This window comes from Streptomyces triticirhizae (assembly GCF_003696235.1).
GTDB classification, from domain to species: domain Bacteria; phylum Actinomycetota; class Actinomycetes; order Streptomycetales; family Streptomycetaceae; genus Streptomyces; species Streptomyces triticirhizae.
The window spans coordinates 1-17,442 of record NZ_RFFJ01000038.1 but is presented as its reverse complement, the minus strand read 5'-3'; the positions used below and the strand labels follow the sequence as shown (position 1 = coordinate 17,442).

Genomic DNA, 17,442 nt, shown 5'->3' with positions numbered 1-17,442 from the left:
GGACACTCCCCGGCCACCCTCCGTACAACCTCCCGGCGCCCTCACATGTCGTGCAGGGGGACGGACTAACGGCACAATGAACCTGGCAGAGTCCACGACCGATGGCCCGGAACGGGGAGGCGGAAGCGACGGTGGCGGAACGGAGCACGGCGACGAGCCCTCCGCAGGACCCAGCGAGCACCGAGCAGGCGCCCGACGCCCAGAGAGCCGAGGGCGAGACCGAGGGGCCCGAGCAGGAGCGTCCCCAGCCCGCCCCCGAAGCGGTCGAGCTGCACAGCGGGCACCGGCTGGCCGGCCGCTACCGGCTGGAGGAGTGCATCACCCGACTGGACGGCTTCAGCAGCTGGCGTGCGGTCGACGAGAAACTCCGCCGGGCCGTGGGCGTCCATGTCCTGCCCGCCAGCCACGAGCGGGCGGCCACCGTGCTCTCCGCCGCCCGAGCCACCGCGCTGCTGGGTGACCCGCGCTTCGTCCAGGTCCTCGACGCGGTGGAGGAGAAGGGCCTGGTCCACGTCATCCACGAGTGGCTCCCCGACGCCATCCCGCTCCACACCCTGCTCCACGCGGGGCCACTCGACCCCCACGAGGCGCAGGCGCTGGCCGGCCAGGTCGCCCAGGCCATGGCCGCCGCCCACCGGGAGAACCTCGCCCACCTCCGACTCAACCCGGCCACCGTGCTGCGGACCGGGCCCTGCCAGTTCCGCATCCGAGGGCTGGCCGTGGACGCCGCGCTGCGGGGAATCGAGGCGGACGACCCGCAGCGGGCCGACACCGAGGCCATCGGGGCGCTGCTCTATGCCGCGCTCACCCAGCGCTGGCCCTACCCCGAGGGCGTCTACGGGCTCAGCGGCGTCGCCGGCCTGAGCAAGGGGAGCCGGGAGCCGCTGCTCACCCCGGAACAGGTGCGCGCCGGCGTCCATCGCGGGCTCTCCGAGCTGGCCATGCGCGCCCTGGTGAACGACGGCGCCACGGCGGTGAGCGAGAAGCCGGCGCTCACGACGCCGGAGGAACTGAGCGCGGCGCTGGCCCAGTTGCCCCGGATCAGGCCGCCGGAGCCCACGCCCTCTGCCCTGCCCCAGTTCCACCAGCCGACCACCTACCAGCGGGGCACCCTGGTCGCCGGCGGCCCACCGACGGCCCCGGGCCGGCCCGGCGTCGCGGGCGGCGCCGGGAGCGCTCCTCCCGCGCTGGGCGGGCGCTGGGGCACCGCTCTGAAGGTCGCGGTCTCGGCCCTGCTCATCGCGGCCCTCGGCCTGGGCAGTTGGCAGTTGGCGGACGCGCTGCTCAAGGGGGATGCCCCCGCCGAGGCCACGCCGGCTCCCGGGCCCGACGAGGACGAGGACGTGGAGGAGCCGCCGCCCGGGCCACTGGAGGTCAGCTCCGTGACGGAACTCGACCCCGAGGGCTCCGGCCAGAACCCGGAGTCCGCCCCGCTCGTCATCGATGACGACCCCGAGAGCTACTGGCAGACCAAGAACTACTACGGGCCGTCCTTCGGCAACCTCAAGAGGGGGCTTGGGCTGATCCTGGACCTGGGCGAGGCCCGGGAAGTCCGGTCGCTTACCGTGGAGGCCGTCGGCGACACCGCCGTCGAGTTCCGAGCCGCCCCGGCCGACGCGACCACGCCGCCCGGCGGCGCGGACGACTTTGTCACGCTGGACAGCGCGACGGGTAGCTCGCTCACGCTCCAGGGAGACGAGCCGGTGACCACGCGCTTCGTGCTCGTCTGGCTCACCGACCTGCCGCTGGGGAACGACGGCAACTACCGTGGCCGCATCACCGATATCAGCGTCAACCAGTAGTCGGTCCGGGGAACCGCGTGCCAGTGCGGGCGCGGCGGCCGAGGGGAGAGGGGAGGTTCCGTCGTGAGCAGTCAGGCTCCGAGCGAACCTGCCGTCGCCACCGACAAGGAGCTGCTGGCGAGCCATGTGGCCGGGGACCCGGACGCGTTCACCGAGTTGGTGCGGCGCCATCGGGATCGCCTCTGGCGGGTCGCGATGCGCACCCTCGGCGACCGTGAGGAGGCGGCGGACGCCCTTCAGGACGCCTTTGTCTCCGCCTATCGCTCGGCCCACACCTTTCGCGGGCACTCGGCCGTCACCACCTGGCTCCACCGCATCACGGTGAACGCCTGCCTGGACCGGGTGCGCCGGGCCCAGAGCCGCCGCACCTCGCCCATGCCGGAACCGGAGCGGCTGGAGGACCTGCTGGAGCCCCACGAGTCCGCCGAGGCGCCGGCCGAACGTCAGGATCTGCGGCGCCAGTTGACATCGGCGCTCGCCGAGCTGCCGTTGGAGCAGCGCGCCGCCCTGGTCCTCGTCGACATGCAGGGCTATCCGGTCGCGGAGGCCGCCCGCATCCTGGAGACCCCCGTGGGCACCATCAAGAGCCGTTGCGCCCGTGGCAGGGCGCGGCTGCTGCCGCTGCTCCGCCACCTTCATCCCAAGGCGTCTCCGGACGAGGACGGGCCAAGGAACCAGACCCCAGGTCCATCCGTCCCACCTCCGAGGGGCGGGGAAGCACCCGGCGCCACCGAGAAGGAGGTGGGCACATGAGTGAGACACATCCCGAGCCCGCCGAGCTGGCGGCGCTGGACGAGGATCTGCTGACACCCTCCGAGGCCACCGGTCTCCGCGAGCATCTGGCGCGCTGCGCCGCCTGCGCCGCAACGCTCGGCGAACTGGCGACGCTGCGCCGGGCGCTGCACGAGGAGACCGACCCGGGCCCCATCCCGGACGACGTTGTCTTCCGCATCGACGCCGCCCTCGCCGCCGAGGCGGCCCGTGCCAACGCGCGCCCCTCCCCCGTCGTTTCACGTGAAACAGCGAGGAGCGCCCGACGGCACTCCCGGGCTCGCCTCGCGCTCGCCGCCGCCGGCGCGGCCCTGGCCGTGGGCATCGGCGCGGTGGTGCTGGAGGCCCTGGGCTCGTCCGGTGGAAGCGACGCCGGTGGCTCCATGGCCGACGCTCCCGCCGACGAGGACGGCGCGATGCGGGCACCCGAGCCTCCGGTGGAATCCCTGGAGGGCCAGGTCCGCGAGCTGCTGGAGAACTCCTACAGCCCCGAGGCCTCCGAGGAGCAGGAGACCTCGTCGGAACAGGAGCCCCTCCCCGAGACGCAGCCTCCGACGCCGCTGCCCTCGCCCACCAGTGCGCCCAGCGAGGAGCCGACGGAGGGCGCCACCGAGGACCCAGGCTCGGGTGAGGTGCACATGCTCTCCGACATGCCCACCTGTGTGGACGAGGCGATCGGCCGCCCCGAGGAGCCGCTCGCGGTCAACGAGGAGGACTACAACGGCACCGACGCCTATCTGGTGGTCTTCCCGCACAGCGAGAACCCGGAGTTGGTGACCGCCTATGTGGTGGACGCCCAGTGCGTCTCCGCCACTCCGCCGGTCGCGGGGGAGATCCTGCTGGAGGAGAGCTACCCCCGCGAGTAGCGGCGCCCGGACCGGCTGATCGGCGTCTCCTTCTCGCGGCCCACGGTCGCGCGCCCTCCAGGCCGGAACAGCATCCGAGGAACGTCCCCCGGGGGCGCCAACGGCCTGGGAATGTCTGGGACCCTGGGAACCGTTAAGCGACTGAGGGCCCAGCCAGGGTCCCGGGTGAGAGACCACCAGACAAGGAAGAATTCCGTGAGCGACGTCCGCAACGTGATCATCATCGGCTCCGGACCTGCGGGCTACACCGCCGCGCTCTACACCGCACGCGCCTCGCTCAACCCGCTCGTCTTCGAGGGCGCGGTCACCGCCGGCGGCGCGTTGATGAACACGACCGAGGTCGAGAACTTCCCTGGCTTCCAGGAAGGGATCATGGGTCCCGACCTGATGGACAACATGCGCGCCCAGGCCGAGCGCTTCGGCGCCGAGTTGGTGCCGGACGACATCGTCTCCGTCGATCTCAGCGGCGAGGTCAAGACCGTCACCGACACCTCGGGCGCGGTCCACCGTGCCAGGGCGATCATCGTCGCCACCGGTTCCCAGCACCGGAAGCTGGGGCTGCCCAACGAGGACCAGCTCTCCGGTCGCGGGGTCTCCTACTGCGCCACCTGTGACGGCTTCTTCTTCCGCGAGCAGGACATCGCCGTGGTTGGCGGCGGAGACACCGCCATGGAGGAGGCCACCTTCCTGAGCCGGTTCGCGCGGAAGGTCACCGTCATCCACCGCCGGGACACGCTGCGCGCCTCCAAGGCCATGCAGGAGCGCGCCTTCGCCGACCCGAAGATCGAGTTCCTCTGGGACAGCGAGGTGGCGGAGATCCAGGGCGCGGAGGGCAAGGTCTCTGGTCTCGTCGTGCGGAACACCAGCACCGACGAGAAGTCGGAGCTTCCGGTCACCGGTCTCTTCGTGGCCATCGGCCACGACCCGCGTGTCGAACTCTTCAAGGGCGTGCTGGAGTTGGACGACGAGGGCTACATCGCGGTGGACGCGCCCAGCACGCGCACCAATGTCCCGGGTGTGTTCGCCGCTGGTGATGTAGTGGACCACACCTACCGCCAGGCGATCACCGCCGCCGGCACCGGCTGCTCGGCGGCGCTGGACGCCGAGCGCTATCTCGCGGCGCTGGCCGATGCCGCGTCCGTAACCTCGGAAGCCCAGGTCTGAGAGACCGCAAGCCCTCCGAGATCCCCAGGTTCCCAACAAAGGAGATGCACCATGGCTGGCGCCACCGTGACCGCCACCGACGCCGACTTCGAAGAGAAGGTTCTCCAGAGCGACAAGCCCGTGCTGGTCGACTTCTGGGCCGAGTGGTGCGGCCCCTGCCGTCAGGTCGCCCCGGCCCTGGAGGCGATCGCCGCCGAGCACGCCGACAAGATCACCGTCGTCAAGCTCAACATCGACGAGAACCCGGCCACGGCGTCGAAGTACGGCATCCTCTCGATCCCGACCATGAACGTCTACAAGGGCGGTGACGTCGTCAAGACCATCGTCGGCGCCAAGCCCAAGGCGGCCATCGAGCGAGACCTCACCGAGTTCATCGCCTGAGCGACGCTCGGAACGACCGAAGGGCCGTGGTGTTTCACGTGAAACGCCACGGCCCTTCGCTCTGCCGATCGCCGGGAAGGAGGCCGGTCAACCGTCCAACGAGTCGCTCTCGGCCTCGCCCGGCTGCTGCTCCTCGTCCTGGGCCCGCTGCTCCAGCACCGGCCCCTCGCCTGGGGCCAACTGCCCCAGGATGCGCTCCAGATCCTCTATCGAGGCGAACTCGACGACGATCTTGCCCTTCTTCTGCCCCAGGTCCACCTTCACCCGGGTCTCGAAGCGATCCGAGAGCCGGTGCGCCAGGGTGTCGAGCGCCGGGGCGATCCGCTTCCCGGCCCTGGGCCCCCTGGCCCGGGTGCTCTTCTTCTTGCTGTCGCTCTGGAGGGTGACGATCTCCTCCACCGCGCGCACCGACAGCCCCTCGGCCACGATCCGCAGGGCGAGCTTGTTCTGCTCGTCTGGGTCCTCGACGGAGAGGAGCGCCCGCGCATGTCCGGCCGAGAGCACCCCGGCCGCCACCCGCCGCTGCACCGCCGGTGAGAGCCGAAGCAGCCGCAGGGTGTTGGACACCTGGGGCCGCGACCGCCCGATCCGGTCGGCCAGCTCGTCATGGGTGCACTTGAAGTCCCTGAGCAACTGGTCGTAGGCGGCGGCCTCTTCGAGGGGATTGAGCTGGGCGCGGTGGAGGTTCTCCAGGAGCGCGTCCAGCAGCATCTTGTCGTCCTCGGTCGCCCGGACGATCGCGGGGATCGCCTCCAGGCCGGCCTCACGACAGGCGCGCCAGCGGCGCTCCCCCATGATCAACTCATAGCGGTCCCCGGAGAGTCGACGCACCACCACCGGCTGGAGCAGACCCACCTCCTTGATGGAGGTGACCAGTTCGGCGAGGGCGTCCTCGTCGAAGACCTCGCGCGGCTGGCGCGGGTTGGGCGTGATGGAGTCGATGGGCAACTCCGCGAAGTGCGCGCCCGAGACCTCCTGCGGCTGCTCGCCCCCGCCCTCCGCCGCCGGCGGGGCGGGGGCCTGCTCGGCCACCGTCCTGCGCCCGCGCTCCGGCGCGGTCGGCACCGCGATGCCGCGCTCGGCCGTCAACAGCGGGACGGCGCTGGGCGATACCGCGCTTCCCTTGTCGCTCTCGGCGGGCTCCTCCGCGCTCTTGGGCGCCGCCGGGATCAGCGCGCCCAGCCCTCGGCCCAGTCCTCTACGTCGCTCGCTCACTGAGCCCCCTCCGGGTTGTGCTGTTCCTGCTGCGGGATCGCGCCACGGAGCGCGATCTCCCGGGCCGCCTCCAGATAGGAGAGCGAACCGCTGGAGCCCGGGTCGTAGGTGAGGACGGTCTGCCCATAGCTGGGGGCCTCGGAGATGCGCACCGAGCGCGGGATGTTGGTGCGCAGCACCTCGTTGCCGAAGTGGCTCCGCACCTCCTCCGCGACCTGGGAGGCCAGCCGTGTCCGGCCGTCGTACATGGTGAGCAGAATCGTGGAGACATGCAGTCTCGGGTTGAGATGGCCGCGCACCAGCTCGACATTGCGCAGGAGTTGGCCGAGGCCCTCCAGCGCGTAGTACTCGCACTGGATGGGGATGACCACCTCGGCGCCGGCCACCAACGCGTTGACCGTCAGCAGCCCCAGGGAGGGCGGGCAGTCGATCAGCACATAGTCGAGCGGCTGTTCATAGGAACTGATGGCCCGTTGCAGGCGGCTCTCCCTGGCGACCACGGAGACCAGCTCGATCTCGGCGCCGGCCAGGTCGATCGTGGCGGGAGCGCAGAAGAGCCCCTCCACATCGCGCACCGGCTGCACCACATCGGCGAGCGGCTTGCTCTCGACCAGCACGTCGTAGATCGAGGGCACCTCGGCGTGGTGGTCGATCCCGAGCGCCGTGGAGGCGTTGCCCTGAGGGTCGAGGTCGATCACCAGAACGCGGGCGCCGTGGAGGGCAAGTGAGGCCGCCAGATTGACCGTTGTGGTGGTCTTCCCGACCCCGCCCTTCTGGTTGGCGACCACCATGATCCGGGTCTCGGCCGGCCGGGGCAGCGCGCCGCCGGAGATGTGCATGGCGGCGATGGCCTGCTGCGCGGCCCGGGCGATGGGTGCCCCGTCGGCGGGCGGCGGAGCACTGGTCGCAATATCAACGGCACCGCCCGGAGCGTCCGTCGGTTCGGACCGAGGGCCCGGGACCGGATCGGCCGTCGGCCCAGCAGTGTTGGCGTCGGACCGCAATGGTTCACTCTCCTCGACACGCACAGCCTCTGTGGAGTCAAAGCCTGCCATGTCTCGGGGGTTGCGAACCAGCGAGGACCGCTTACCTGTGGATGAAGGGCCCTCTGTGGATACAGGCGCCCCACTTTGGAGTGACGTTCGGGGACGACGGGCGCGCGGCTCGGCAGTCGCGCGCCCACGGCTGATGATTCCCTGGAGCAGCGAGCGGCGTTTCACGTGAAACACGATGCCCACGCTCAACTCCGGGGCTCGGCAGGACACTCCGCCCACGGCCAATTGCCCCGGATGACCGTCGCTTCGGGCGAACGGGAACGGCACCGCACGGCGCCCCGCGTTCGGCCGGCGCCGGGCGCGGAACGGTCAGCGGCGGGGGCGCCGGCTGGAGCCGCCGCGCCGAGCGGCCTTGGCGCGCTTGGCGGCGAACCGCACCCCGCCCGGGCTCTCCCCGACCTCGACGCGCACCACGGTGGAGGGCGGGTCGACCACGCCAACTCCCGCGTGGAGCACGGAACTCCGCACCATGCCGAGCTTGGCCAGCGCCCCCCGGGCGGCCTTCAGCTCCTCCTCGGCGGTCTCGCCCTTGATGGCCAGCATCTCGCCGTAGGGGCGCAGCAGCGGAACGCCCCAGCCGGCCAGCCGGTCCAGAGGCGCGACCGCGCGGGCCGTCACCACATGGACGGGGGTGAAGGTCGGCAGCACCTCCTCGGCCCTGCCCCGGACCAGGGACACCTGGTCCTCCAGGCCGAGCAGCTCGACCACCTCGCCCAGGAAGTTGATGCGTCGCAGCAGCGGTTCCAGCAGGGTGATCCGGAGGTCGGGCCGCACCAGGGCGAGCGGGATGCCGGGGAGACCGGCCCCGGAGCCCACATCGCAGACCGTGACCTCCTCGGGCACCACCTCGGAGAGCACGGCGCAGTTCAGCAGGTGGCGTTCCCACAGCCGGGGCACCTCGCGGGGGCCGATCAGCCCACGGCCCACCCCGATGTCGGCCAGCAGCTCGGCATAGCGAACGGCGTCGCCCAGACGCTCGCCGAAGACCTTCCGCGCGGCCTCCGGAGGTTCGGGAAGCGTCGCCTCCACGGCACGGTCCTGGGTCACGGCAGAACGACCACGCGCCGCTGCGGCTCCTCGCCCTCGGACTCGCTCCGCAGGCCGGCCGCAGCGACCGCGTCATGCACGACCTTGCGCTCGAAGGGCGTCATCGGCTGGAGCTTCACGGGCTCGCCGGAGTCCTTCACCTGCTGCGCCGTCTGGGTGCCCAGCGCGGTCAGCTTCTCCCGCTTGCGGGCGCGGAACCCGGAGATGTCCAGCATCAGCCGGCTCCGTTCGCCGGTCTCCCGGTGCACCGCGAGCCGGGTCAGCTCCTGGAGCGCCTCCAACACCTCGCCGTCCCGGCCCACCAGCTTCTGGAGATCGCGCGACGGGCCATCCGAGACGATCGAGACCGCCGCCCGATCCCCCTCGACATCCATGTCGATGTCGCCGTCCAGGTCGGCGATGTCCAGCAACCCCTCCAGGTAGTCCGCCGCGATCTCGCCCTCCTGCTCCAGGAGGGTCAGCTCGTCGGTCTCCTCGGCGGGGGCTGAGGTGGTGTCCGTCACGGGTGAGGCTCCTTCTACTTCTTGCTCTTGGCGGACGGCTTCGGCTTGCGCGCCTGGGACTTCGCCTGCGACTTCTTCGCCTGCTGCCCCCGCTGCTTCTTCTGCGGCTGGGACCTCTCCGACGACGGCGCCTGGCCGTTCTGCCCGTTCTGGCTGGCCTGGCCGCCGCCGCTCCTGCCGTTCTGCTGGGGCTTGTCCAGCCGGGAGGGGGCGGACGCGGCCTGCTTCTTCGCCGGCTGGGCACCGGTGCCGGACTGCCGCTGGGACCGGGTCTGACGCTTGCGCTGGTTGCGGACGGTCCGGGTCGCCTCGGCGGACTTCTTCGCGGCCTCTTCCTCCGCCTGGGGAAGCTTGCCCTTCCTGCGCAGCCGCTCCTGCCGCTGCTGGTAGGCCAGGCTGCCGGGGGTGGGGTTCCGCGTGATCACGTACATCTGCTGGCCCAGGGACCAGACGTTGGTGGTCAGCCAGTAGATCAGCACACCCACCGGGAAGTTCACACCGAAGACGGCGAACATGATCGGGAAGATGTACATCAGCATCTTCTGCTGGTTCATGAACGGCGTCTTGACCGTGAGGTCGACGTTCTTCGTCATCAGCTGGCGCTGGGTGAAGAACTGCGACGCCGACATCAGCACGATCATGATGATGGTGACGGTGCGGACGTTGGCCTGGGAGGCGCCCAGCGCGGCGACGTCGGCCGCGCTGTCCATGAAGCGGGTGGCGATCGGGGCGCCGAAGATCGTCGCCTCACGGGCGGAGTCGACCTGGTCCCGGTTGAGGACGCCGACGACCTTGTCGCTGGCGATGTGGTTGAGCACCTGGAAGAGCGCGATGAAGAACGGAGACTGCGCCAGGATCGGGAGACAGCTGGCGAGCGGGTTGGTGCCCGTCTCCTTGTACAGCTTCATCATCTCTTCGGACTGACGCTGCCGGTCGTTCTTGTAGCGCTCCTGGATCTTCTTCATCCGTGGTTGGAGCGCCTGCATGTTCCGGGTGGCCTTGATCTGCTTCACGAAGAGCGGGATCAGGGCGATCCGGATGACCACCACCAGGGAGACGATCGACAGCCCCCAGGCCCAGCCGCTGTCCTCGTCGAAGACCAGGCTGTAGAGGCTGTGGAACTGGACGACGATCCACGAAACGGCGATATAGAGGGGGGAGAGGATCGAATTGATCGTGTCCACGGATCAAGCTCCTTGGGCATTGTTGGGGGCACCCCCGGAAGAGGCGGGGTTGAACGACCGGTGCCGCAGTCGGTCCCGCAGTGACCGATGCCAGACCGGGCGCTTGCGCGGCGGAACGTGATCGACTCCACCCGGCGACCAGGGGTTGCAGCGCAGAATGCGCCAAGCGGTGAGGGCGGTCCCCTTGAGCGCTCCATGTCGGTCGATGGCGCCGTACCCGTAGTGGGAACACGACGGATAGTAACGACAGACCGGGCCGAGAAGGGGGCTGATCGTCCACTGATACAGCTTGATCAGCAGCAGCAGCGGGTACTTCATCCGCGTACCCCTCCCAGTAGCCGCTCCAGTGCGGCGTCCAGCTCGCGAGCCAGCTGGTCGAACGCGGCTCGTTCCGCGCCCGGCAGGGCCCGCACCACCACCAGGCTACCGGCGGGCAGCGCGGTCAGCCGGGCCCGGACCAGGTGACGTAGCCGACGCTGGACGCGGTGGCGGACCACCGCGTTCCCCACGGCCTTGCTGACGACGAAACCCGCACGTGGCGGTGAGGGTGTCCCCTCCGCCAGGTGCGGGTCCGTTCCATCGCTCAGATGGACGACGAGATGCGGGCGTCCGGCCCTGCGACCTCGGCGCATCGCGGTCGCGAAGTCCTCGCGCCGCCTCAGCCGGTTCTCGGAGGGCAGCACCGCATGGACCTGTGGTCAGTGGTTCAGGCCGACAGCCGGGCGCGGCCCTTGGCACGACGGTTGGCGACGATGGCGCGGCCGGCACGCGTCCGCATCCGCAGCCGGAAGCCGTGGGTCTTGGCCCTGCGCCGGTTGTTCGGCTGGAAAGTGCGCTTGCTCACTCGGGGACTCCAGAGATCTTCGGTGTACCGGCACAGGTCGGCCGAGACAGATGTGGACCGTCGTTGGCTGTCACCGTGCGCCCGCGAGGCCATCGCAACGCCCGAGTCAGCCGCTCACACCTCTGGTCGGAGGCGGGCCATCGGAGGCAGGCGGCAGCAGCCATCGACGACTCGACCTGGCAACGGTACGCGCGAGGCGAGCCACAGGTCAAACTCGGACGGCGCATCCCTGTACACAGCCTGTGGACAACGACTTGATGCGCGGACCTCGCGCTGACTAACGTGACTGAACTCGGAATCTTTCCCGATCGCCCCCGGCGTCACACCCACAGGTGCCCGCCAACACAGCGCCATCCCTGAGCGCCACCCCTGCGAGTGAGAGAGCGTGCCTCGTGGCTGACCTTCCAGCGGACCTTGCAGCGGTCTGGCCCCGGGCTCTGACAACGATGCTCTCCGACGGCCAGCGCCTGGAGTCCAAGGACCACCGCTGGCTCCAGGACTGCCAGCCGCTGGCCCTGGTCTCCGGGACCGCGCTGTTGGGCGTGCCCAACGAGTACGCGAAGAACGTGTTGGAGGGGCGGTTGGCGCCGCTGATCAGCGAGGCGCTGAGCCGCGAGTGCGGCCAACCGGTCCGGCTGGCCATCACCGTCACGGCGCCGCCGGCGGAGTCCACACCGTCCGGCCCGGCCACGCCGTCCATCCCCGAGCAGTCGGGTCCCCGGGCCGAGACGCCCACGGACGACGGCGGCTACCAGAAGTACGACGGATACGGCGGCGACGGCCGGCGCGAGCAGGGGCCCGAGGCGCGCCCCGCCTACCCCGACCGCCACCAGACCCCGCCCCAGGAGAGCCCGCCGTGGCGGCAGCCGCACGGGGACTACCCCTCCTACGGTCGCCCGGAGGGCTTCGACTCCTCCTCCTTCGGTGAACAGACGTATGGCGAGCGCGGGTTCGGCGAGCAGTCCTACCAGGAACAGCGGTACGGGGAGCGTTCCTACGGCGGGGAGCCGCGCTACGGCGAGCAGCGGTACGGCCGTTACGACTCCGGCGACCGGCCCGGCTCCTCGGGCGGCGGCGCGCCCGGGCCGCTGGCCGCGCAGCCGGCGCCGGCGACGGGACCGGGGGAGCCGACCGCCCGGCTCAACCCGAAGTACCTCTTCGACACCTTCGTCATCGGCGCCTCCAACCGCTTCGCCCACGCGGCGGCCGTAGCGGTGGCCGAGGCGCCGGCGAAGGCGTACAACCCCCTCTTCATCTACGGGGAGTCCGGGCTGGGCAAGACGCATCTGCTGCACGCCATCGGGCACTACGCCCGCAGCCTCTATCCGGGCACCCGGGTGCGCTACGTCAGCTCGGAGGAGTTCACCAACGAGTTCATCAACTCGATCAGGGACGGCAAGGCCGACGCCTTCCGCAAGCGCTACCGGGACATGGACATCCTCCTGGTGGACGACGTGCAGTTCCTGGCGAGCAAGGAGTCCACGCAGGAGGAGTTCTTCCACACCTTCAACACCCTGCACAACGCCAACAAGCAGATCGTGCTCTCCTCCGACCGGCCGCCCAAGCAGCTGATCACCCTGGAGGACCGGCTGCGCAACCGCTTCGAGTGGGGACTGATCACGGACGTCCAGCCGCCGGAGCTGGAGACCCGGATCGCGATCCTGCGGAAGAAGGCGGTCCAGGAGCAGTTGAACGCCCCGCCCGAGGTGCTGGAGTTCATCGCCTCGCGGATCTCCCGCAACATCAGGGAACTTGAGGGCGCGCTGATCAGGGTGACCGCCTTCGCCAGCCTCAACCGGCAGCCGGTGGACCTGGGGCTGACGGAGATCGTGTTGAAGGACCTGATCCCGGGCGGCGAGGACGCCACCCCCGAGATCACGGCGGACGCCATCACCTCGGCCGTCGCCGACTACTTCGGCCTGACCATCGAGGACCTGGCGGGCTCCTCGCGCAGCCGCATCCTGGTCACGGCGCGACAGATCGCCATGTACCTGTGCCGGGAGTTGACCGATCTGTCGCTGCCGAAGATCGGTCAGCACTTCGGCGGGCGCGACCACACGACGGTGATGCACGCCGACCGCAAGATCAGGGCGCTGATGGCCGAACGGCGCTCCATCTACAACCAGGTCACCGAGCTGACCAACCGCATCAAGAACGGCTGAGGAACGGCCGAGGAACGGCTGGGCGTCACCGAGAGTCGCCACCGGCCCCTCGACGAACGCCACCGCCCCGCCGTAGGCCGCCCGTTCACCGCAGCGCCCCCGAGGTTTCGCCTCGGGGGCGCTGTTCGATTAGCGACCCGGGCCACTCGTGTTTTCGTGGTTCTCCCGGGTTTCCCACAGATTCGGCGAGTTGTCGTCGTCCACACCCTGTGGGGTTGGCGTGTCGTCCAGATCTCTGTCCACAGGCCGGCGAGGAACGGGGGACAACCGCAGGTCAGGTGCCTGTGGATGTGTGGAGGACGTTCGTCCACAGCCTGTGGACGAACGAGGACCGGCCCCAGGCCCGTTCCGCGTTGTCCACCGACCAGGGCCAGCTACCCACAGGATGAGGGGAGTTGTACACAGCCAATCCACAGGTTTATCCACTGTTCGGCAACATAACGCGCCGCCTCACCGGGTCGAGTGAATCAGGTCACAGGAGGCTGCCGCGCGGCCTGTGGGCAACCGCTCCGAAACTGGGGACAGACCTGTTGAGAACTCGGGGTGTCCTGGGGATGGCCTGTGTACAACCGGCGGCTGTCCACAGGAGGGGCCGCTTCGTCCACCGCTCCACCCACAGGGCCTGTGGACAGAAAACCCGCTCTGAGCAGGGGAATTGGAGTTATCCACGGTTTCCACAGGCCCTACTACTACGACTACGGATATAAGCCGGGAGACTCGGTTCGAAGTGGGGGCTGTGCACAACCGGGCTCGGGGACGACCTACCCAGCGCGCCTCGATTTGACTCGCCGGAGCACCTACTGTCAGTGGCGTGCGTCAGACTGGGGGCCCAACAAACGGAGCCAACGGCGACGAGCGGCCAGCAACTGCGGGAGGCGGCTGAAGTGAAGATCCGGGTGGAACGCGATGTGCTCGCGGAGGCGGTGGCATGGGCCGCCCGCAGCCTGCCGGCCCGACCGCCGGTGCCGGTGCTCGCCGGGCTGCTGTTGAAGGCGGAGGGTGGCGCGTTGAGCCTCTCCGGCTTCGACTACGAGGTCTCGGCGCGGGTGTCGGTCGAGGTCGACGTGGAGGACGAGGGGACGGTCCTGGTCTCCGGGCGGCTGTTGGCCGACATCTGCCGTTCGCTGCCCAACCGTCCGGTGGAGATCTCCTCGGACGGCGTGCGGGTCACGGTGGTCTGCGGCTCCTCGCGGTTCACCCTCCACACCCTCCCTGTCGAGGAGTACCCGGCGCTGCCGCAGATGCCGACGGCCACGGGCACGGTCTCGGCTGAGGTCTTCGCCTCGGCGGTCTCCCAGGTGGCCATCGCCGCCGGCCGGGACGACACGCTGCCGGTGCTCACCGGCGTCCGGGTCGAGATCGAGGGCGACACGGTGACGCTCGCCTCGACGGACCGATACCGCTTCGCGGTGCGGGAGTTCCTGTGGAAGCCGGAGGTGGCGGACGTCTCCGCCGTCGCCCTGGTCCCGGCCAAGACGCTGCTGGACACGGCGAAGTCCCTCAGCGGCGGCGACACGGTCTCCCTGGCGCTCGCCGGCTCCGGGGCCGGCGAGGGGCTGATCGGCTTCGAGGGCGCCGGCCGGCGCACCACGACGCGGCTGCTGGAGGGCGACCTCCCCAAGTACCGCACGCTCTTCCCCACCGAGTTCAACTCGGTGGCCGTGATCGAGACCGCGCCCTTCGTTGAGGCGGTCAAGCGCGTGGCCCTGGTCGCCGAGCGCAACACCCCGGTCCGGCTCAACTTCGAGCAGGGCGTGCTGATCCTGGAGGCCGGCTCCAGCGACGACGCACAGGCTGTGGAGCGCGTCGACGCCCAGCTGGAGGGCGACGACATCTCGATCGCCTTCAACCCCGGCTTCCTGCTGGAGGGCCTCAGCGCGATCGACTCCCCGGTGGCCCAGCTCTCGTTCACCACCTCCACCAAGCCGGCGCTGCTGAGCGGCCGGCCCGCCGTGGACGCCGAGGCGGACGACAGCTACAAGTACCTGATCATGCCCGTTCGGCTGAGCGGCTGAGCCCGGGCCCGTCGTTGACGGCTCACCGGCGCGGCCCCGCTGATCTGCGCTTTTGAGCGCCCGACCCCACAGGTGTGCGTGCGGGGTCGGGCGTAGGCTCGGCCTCAGGTACAACGCAACGAAGGAGTCCTGATGGAGCTGGGTCTCGTGGGCCTCGGCCGCATGGGCGGCAACATGCGCGAGCGCATCCGCCGGGCCGGTCACACCGTCGTGGGGTACGCCCCCGACACCGAGTCCGCCGATGTGGGCAGCCTGCGGGAGATGGTGGACGCGCTGGCCGCGCCCCGGGTGGTCTGGCTGATGGTGCCGGCGGGCGAGGCGACCCAGTCCGTCGTGGACGAGCTGGCCGGCCTGCTCTCCCCCGGGGACGTGGTGGTGGACGGCGGGAACTCCCGCTGGACGGACGACGCCCGGCACGCGGCGGAGTTGTCCACCAGGGGCATCGGCTTTGTGGACTGCGGGGTCTCCGGCGGGGTCTGGGGCCTGGAGAACGGCTACGCGCTGATGTACGGCGGCGAGCAGGAGCATGTGGAGCGGGTGCGGCCGATCTTCGACGCCCTGAAGCCGCCCGGGGAGTCCGGCGCGGTGCACGCGGGCAGCGTGGGCGCCGGGCACTTCGCCAAGATGGTGCACAACGGCATCGAGTACGCGATGATGCAGGCGTTCGCCGAGGGCTGGGAGTTGCTGGAGGCGGCCAAGGAGGTCACCGACGTCCGCGAGGTGTTCCGCTCCTGGCAGGAGGGGACGGTGATCCGTTCCTGGCTGTTGGACCTGGCGGTCCGGGCGCTCGACGACGACGAGCACCTGGAGCGGCTGCGGGGCTACGCCGCCGACTCCGGCGAGGGCCGGTGGACGGTCGAGGCGGCGGTGGACCACGCGGTGCCGCTGCCGACGATCACCGCCTCGCTGTTCGCGCGGTTCTCCTCCCGGCAGGAGGACTCGCCGCAGATGAAGATGGTCGCCGCGCTGCGCAACCAGTTCGGCGGTCACGCCGTGCGGAGTTCCTCGTAGTCCTGGCGGGGAGCGCCGACGGGCGGTTCGATCGGGGAGGTTGGCCCACGCCGTGCACCTGACACATCTCTCGTTGGCCGACTTCCGGTCGTACGCCGGGGCCGAGGTGGAACTCGGCCCCGGGGTCTCGTGTTTCCTCGGCCCGAACGGCCAGGGCAAGACCAATCTGGTGGAGGCCGTCGGCTATCTGGCGACGCTGAGCAGCCACCGGGTCGCCGCCGACGCGCCGCTGGTGCGGATGGGCGCGGAGCGCGCGGTGCTGCGCGCCCTGGTGCGGGAGGGCGAGCGCCGGCAGCTGGTGGAGCTGGAGTTGAACCCGGGCCGCGCCAACCGGGCCAGGATCAACCGCTCGACGCAGGTGCGCCCCCGCGACCTGCTGGGCATCGTGCGCACGGTGCTGTTCGCGCCGGAGGACCTGCGGCTGGTCAAGGGTGACCCGACGGAGCGCCGGCGGTTCCTCGACGAGTTGGCGACGGCGAGGACGCCCAGGCTGGCCGGCGTGCGGGCCGAGTACGAACGGGTGTTGAAGCAGCGGAACTCGCTGTTGAAGTCGGCGGCGATGGCCCGGCGGCACGGCGGTCGCGGCATGGACCTGTCGACCTTGGACGTCTGGGACCAGCATCTGGCGCGGGTGGGCGCGGAGTTGGTGGTGCGGCGGCTGTCGCTGCTGGAGGCGCTGCGGCCGTTGGCCGACAAGGCGTACGAGCAGGTGGCGCCGGGTGGCGGCCCCGTGGTGTTGGAGTACCGGGGCGCCACGGTCGACGAGGGCGCGGGCGCGGTCGGCCGCGAGGAGCACGAGGCGCTGCTGGCCGCCGCGTTGACCGAGGCCAGGGCGCGGGAGATCGAGCGCGGGGTGACGCTGGTCGGTCCGCACCGGGACGATCTGCTGTTGCGTCTTGGCGAGTTCCCGGCCAAGGGCTACGCCAGCCACGGCGAGTCCTGGTCGTTGGCGCTGGCGTTGCGGCTGGCCTCGTACGGGCTGCTGCGCGAGGAGGGGCCCGAGCCGGTCCTGATCCTGGACGACGTCTTCGCGGAGCTGGACGCCCGACGCCGGCACCGGCTGGCCGAGTTGGTGGTCTCGGCCGAGCAGGTGCTGGTCACGGCGGCGGTCCCGGAGGACGTGCCGGAGATCCTGGCCGGCGCCCGCTTCGAGGTCTCCGAGGGGGAGGTCGCTCGTGTCCTGGCCGAGTGACACGGGGGGCGCGCGGCGCGCTGCGGGCGCGGACGGTGCGCGGGGCGGGGAGCGTCCACAGGCTGTGGATGGTGCGCGGGGCGCGGGCGGTCAAGGCGCCCCTGAGCAGGGCGCGTTGGCCCCGGCGGGGAACGCGGACCCGGGCGGCGGCGCCGGGACGCCCGAGGTGTCCGGCGTCGACCTGGCGCGGGTCGCGCTGCGGGCGGCCAAGGAGCGCGCGCGGGAGCGCG

Annotated in this window: 17 protein-coding genes; 9 read left to right on the top strand and 8 right to left on the bottom strand. The window is 70.7% G+C overall.

From position 1 onward, the window contains the following. Positions 1-101 precede the first annotated feature (101 nt). The 5 genes from EBN88_RS09820 to trxA all read left to right on the top strand — a co-directional run bounded on the left by EBN88_RS09820 (position 102) and on the right by trxA (position 4,984). Complete coding sequence (locus EBN88_RS09820; protein ID WP_122183422.1) at positions 102-1,802, top strand: protein kinase family protein; 1,701 nt, start codon at positions 102-104, stop codon at positions 1,800-1,802. 63 nt (positions 1,803-1,865) lie between these two features. Beyond that, entirely contained in the window at positions 1,866-2,555 is a 690-nt protein-coding gene (gene sigM / locus EBN88_RS09815; RefSeq protein WP_122183421.1) for an RNA polymerase sigma factor SigM, read from the top strand. Continuing rightward, a complete protein-coding gene (locus EBN88_RS09810) occupies positions 2,552-3,439 on the top strand; it encodes an anti-sigma factor (protein WP_122183420.1) in 888 nt (295 codons plus the stop codon). Before sigM ends, EBN88_RS09810 begins: the two co-directional genes overlap by 4 nt. Before the next feature lie 195 nt (positions 3,440-3,634). Further along, positions 3,635-4,603, top strand: coding sequence for a thioredoxin-disulfide reductase (gene trxB / locus EBN88_RS09805; RefSeq protein WP_122183419.1), 969 nt, complete (start codon positions 3,635-3,637; stop codon positions 4,601-4,603). Between the two features lie 51 nt (positions 4,604-4,654). After that, a complete protein-coding gene (gene trxA / locus EBN88_RS09800) occupies positions 4,655-4,984 on the top strand; it encodes a thioredoxin (protein WP_122183418.1) in 330 nt (109 codons plus the stop codon). Between the two features lie 87 nt (positions 4,985-5,071). Here the strand turns inward: trxA and EBN88_RS09795 are convergent, their stop codons facing one another. The 8 genes from EBN88_RS09795 to rpmH form a co-directional block, all read right to left on the bottom strand. Next, a complete protein-coding gene (locus EBN88_RS09795) occupies positions 5,072-6,199 on the bottom strand; it encodes a ParB/RepB/Spo0J family partition protein (protein ID WP_122183417.1) in 1,128 nt (375 codons plus the stop codon). Continuing rightward, entirely contained in the window at positions 6,196-7,254 is a 1,059-nt protein-coding gene (locus tag EBN88_RS09790; RefSeq protein ID WP_122183416.1) for a ParA family protein, read from the bottom strand. The genes EBN88_RS09795 and EBN88_RS09790 overlap by 4 nt, the downstream gene beginning before the upstream one ends. 309 nt (positions 7,255-7,563) lie before the next feature. Then, complete coding sequence (gene rsmG / locus EBN88_RS09785; RefSeq protein WP_233580569.1) at positions 7,564-8,301, bottom strand: 16S rRNA (guanine(527)-N(7))-methyltransferase RsmG; 738 nt, start codon at positions 8,299-8,301, stop codon at positions 7,564-7,566. After that, on the bottom strand, positions 8,298-8,804 hold the full coding sequence (locus EBN88_RS09780) for a Jag family protein (protein WP_122183415.1): 507 nt from the start codon (positions 8,802-8,804) through the stop codon (positions 8,298-8,300). The genes rsmG and EBN88_RS09780 overlap by 4 nt, the downstream gene beginning before the upstream one ends. A gap of 14 nt (positions 8,805-8,818) precedes the next feature. Further along, complete coding sequence (gene yidC / locus EBN88_RS09775; RefSeq protein ID WP_122183437.1) at positions 8,819-9,979, bottom strand: membrane protein insertase YidC; 1,161 nt, start codon at positions 9,977-9,979, stop codon at positions 8,819-8,821. A gap of 12 nt (positions 9,980-9,991) precedes the next feature. Continuing rightward, positions 9,992-10,306, bottom strand: coding sequence for a membrane protein insertion efficiency factor YidD (gene yidD / locus EBN88_RS09770; protein ID WP_122183414.1), 315 nt, complete (start codon positions 10,304-10,306; stop codon positions 9,992-9,994). Then, positions 10,303-10,671 carry a ribonuclease P protein component gene (gene rnpA, locus EBN88_RS09765; RefSeq protein ID WP_122183413.1) on the bottom strand — a complete coding sequence of 123 codons (369 nt, stop codon included), beginning with the start codon at positions 10,669-10,671 and terminating at the stop codon, positions 10,303-10,305. Before rnpA ends, yidD begins: the two co-directional genes overlap by 4 nt. 23 nt (positions 10,672-10,694) lie before the next feature. Then, positions 10,695-10,832 carry a 50S ribosomal protein L34 gene (rpmH, locus tag EBN88_RS09760; RefSeq protein WP_062209723.1) on the bottom strand — a complete coding sequence of 46 codons (138 nt, stop codon included), beginning with the start codon at positions 10,830-10,832 and terminating at the stop codon, positions 10,695-10,697. 392 nt (positions 10,833-11,224) lie between these two features. Here rpmH and dnaA point away from each other — a divergent pair, with 392 nt between their 5' ends. The 4 genes from dnaA (at position 11,225) to recF (ending at position 17,212) form a co-directional block, all read left to right on the top strand. Continuing rightward, complete coding sequence (gene dnaA, locus EBN88_RS09755; RefSeq protein ID WP_122183412.1) at positions 11,225-12,994, top strand: chromosomal replication initiator protein DnaA; 1,770 nt, start codon at positions 11,225-11,227, stop codon at positions 12,992-12,994. Between the two features lie 884 nt (positions 12,995-13,878). Then, positions 13,879-15,009: a DNA polymerase III subunit beta gene (gene dnaN / locus EBN88_RS09750; RefSeq protein WP_122183411.1), complete on the top strand. Its 1,131-nt coding sequence runs from the start codon at positions 13,879-13,881 to the stop codon at positions 15,007-15,009. A gap of 132 nt (positions 15,010-15,141) precedes the next feature. Continuing rightward, positions 15,142-16,020 carry a phosphogluconate dehydrogenase (NAD(+)-dependent, decarboxylating) gene (gene gnd / locus EBN88_RS09745; RefSeq protein WP_122183410.1) on the top strand — a complete coding sequence of 293 codons (879 nt, stop codon included), beginning with the start codon at positions 15,142-15,144 and terminating at the stop codon, positions 16,018-16,020. Between the two features lie 52 nt (positions 16,021-16,072). Next, a complete protein-coding gene (recF, locus tag EBN88_RS09740) occupies positions 16,073-17,212 on the top strand; it encodes a DNA replication/repair protein RecF (RefSeq protein ID WP_122183436.1) in 1,140 nt (379 codons plus the stop codon). Positions 17,213-17,442 lie beyond the last annotated feature (230 nt).

What these genes read in the sequence shown, in the direction of transcription:
- EBN88_RS09820 (WP_122183422.1), top strand. Translation starts at nt 102, where the DNA reads ATGGCCCGGAACGGGGAGGCGGAAGCGACGGTGGCGGAACGGAGCACG.
- gnd (WP_122183410.1), top strand. Translation starts at nt 15,142, where the DNA reads ATGGAGCTGGGTCTCGTGGGCCTCGGCCGCATGGGCGGCAACATGCGC.
- EBN88_RS09790 (WP_122183416.1), bottom strand. Translation starts at nt 7,254, where the DNA reads ATGGCAGGCTTTGACTCCACAGAGGCTGTGCGTGTCGAGGAGAGTGAA.
- yidD (WP_122183414.1), bottom strand. Translation starts at nt 10,306, where the DNA reads ATGAAGTACCCGCTGCTGCTGCTGATCAAGCTGTATCAGTGGACGATC.
- EBN88_RS09810 (WP_122183420.1), top strand. Translation starts at nt 2,552, where the DNA reads ATGAGTGAGACACATCCCGAGCCCGCCGAGCTGGCGGCGCTGGACGAG.
- trxA (WP_122183418.1), top strand. Translation starts at nt 4,655, where the DNA reads ATGGCTGGCGCCACCGTGACCGCCACCGACGCCGACTTCGAAGAGAAG.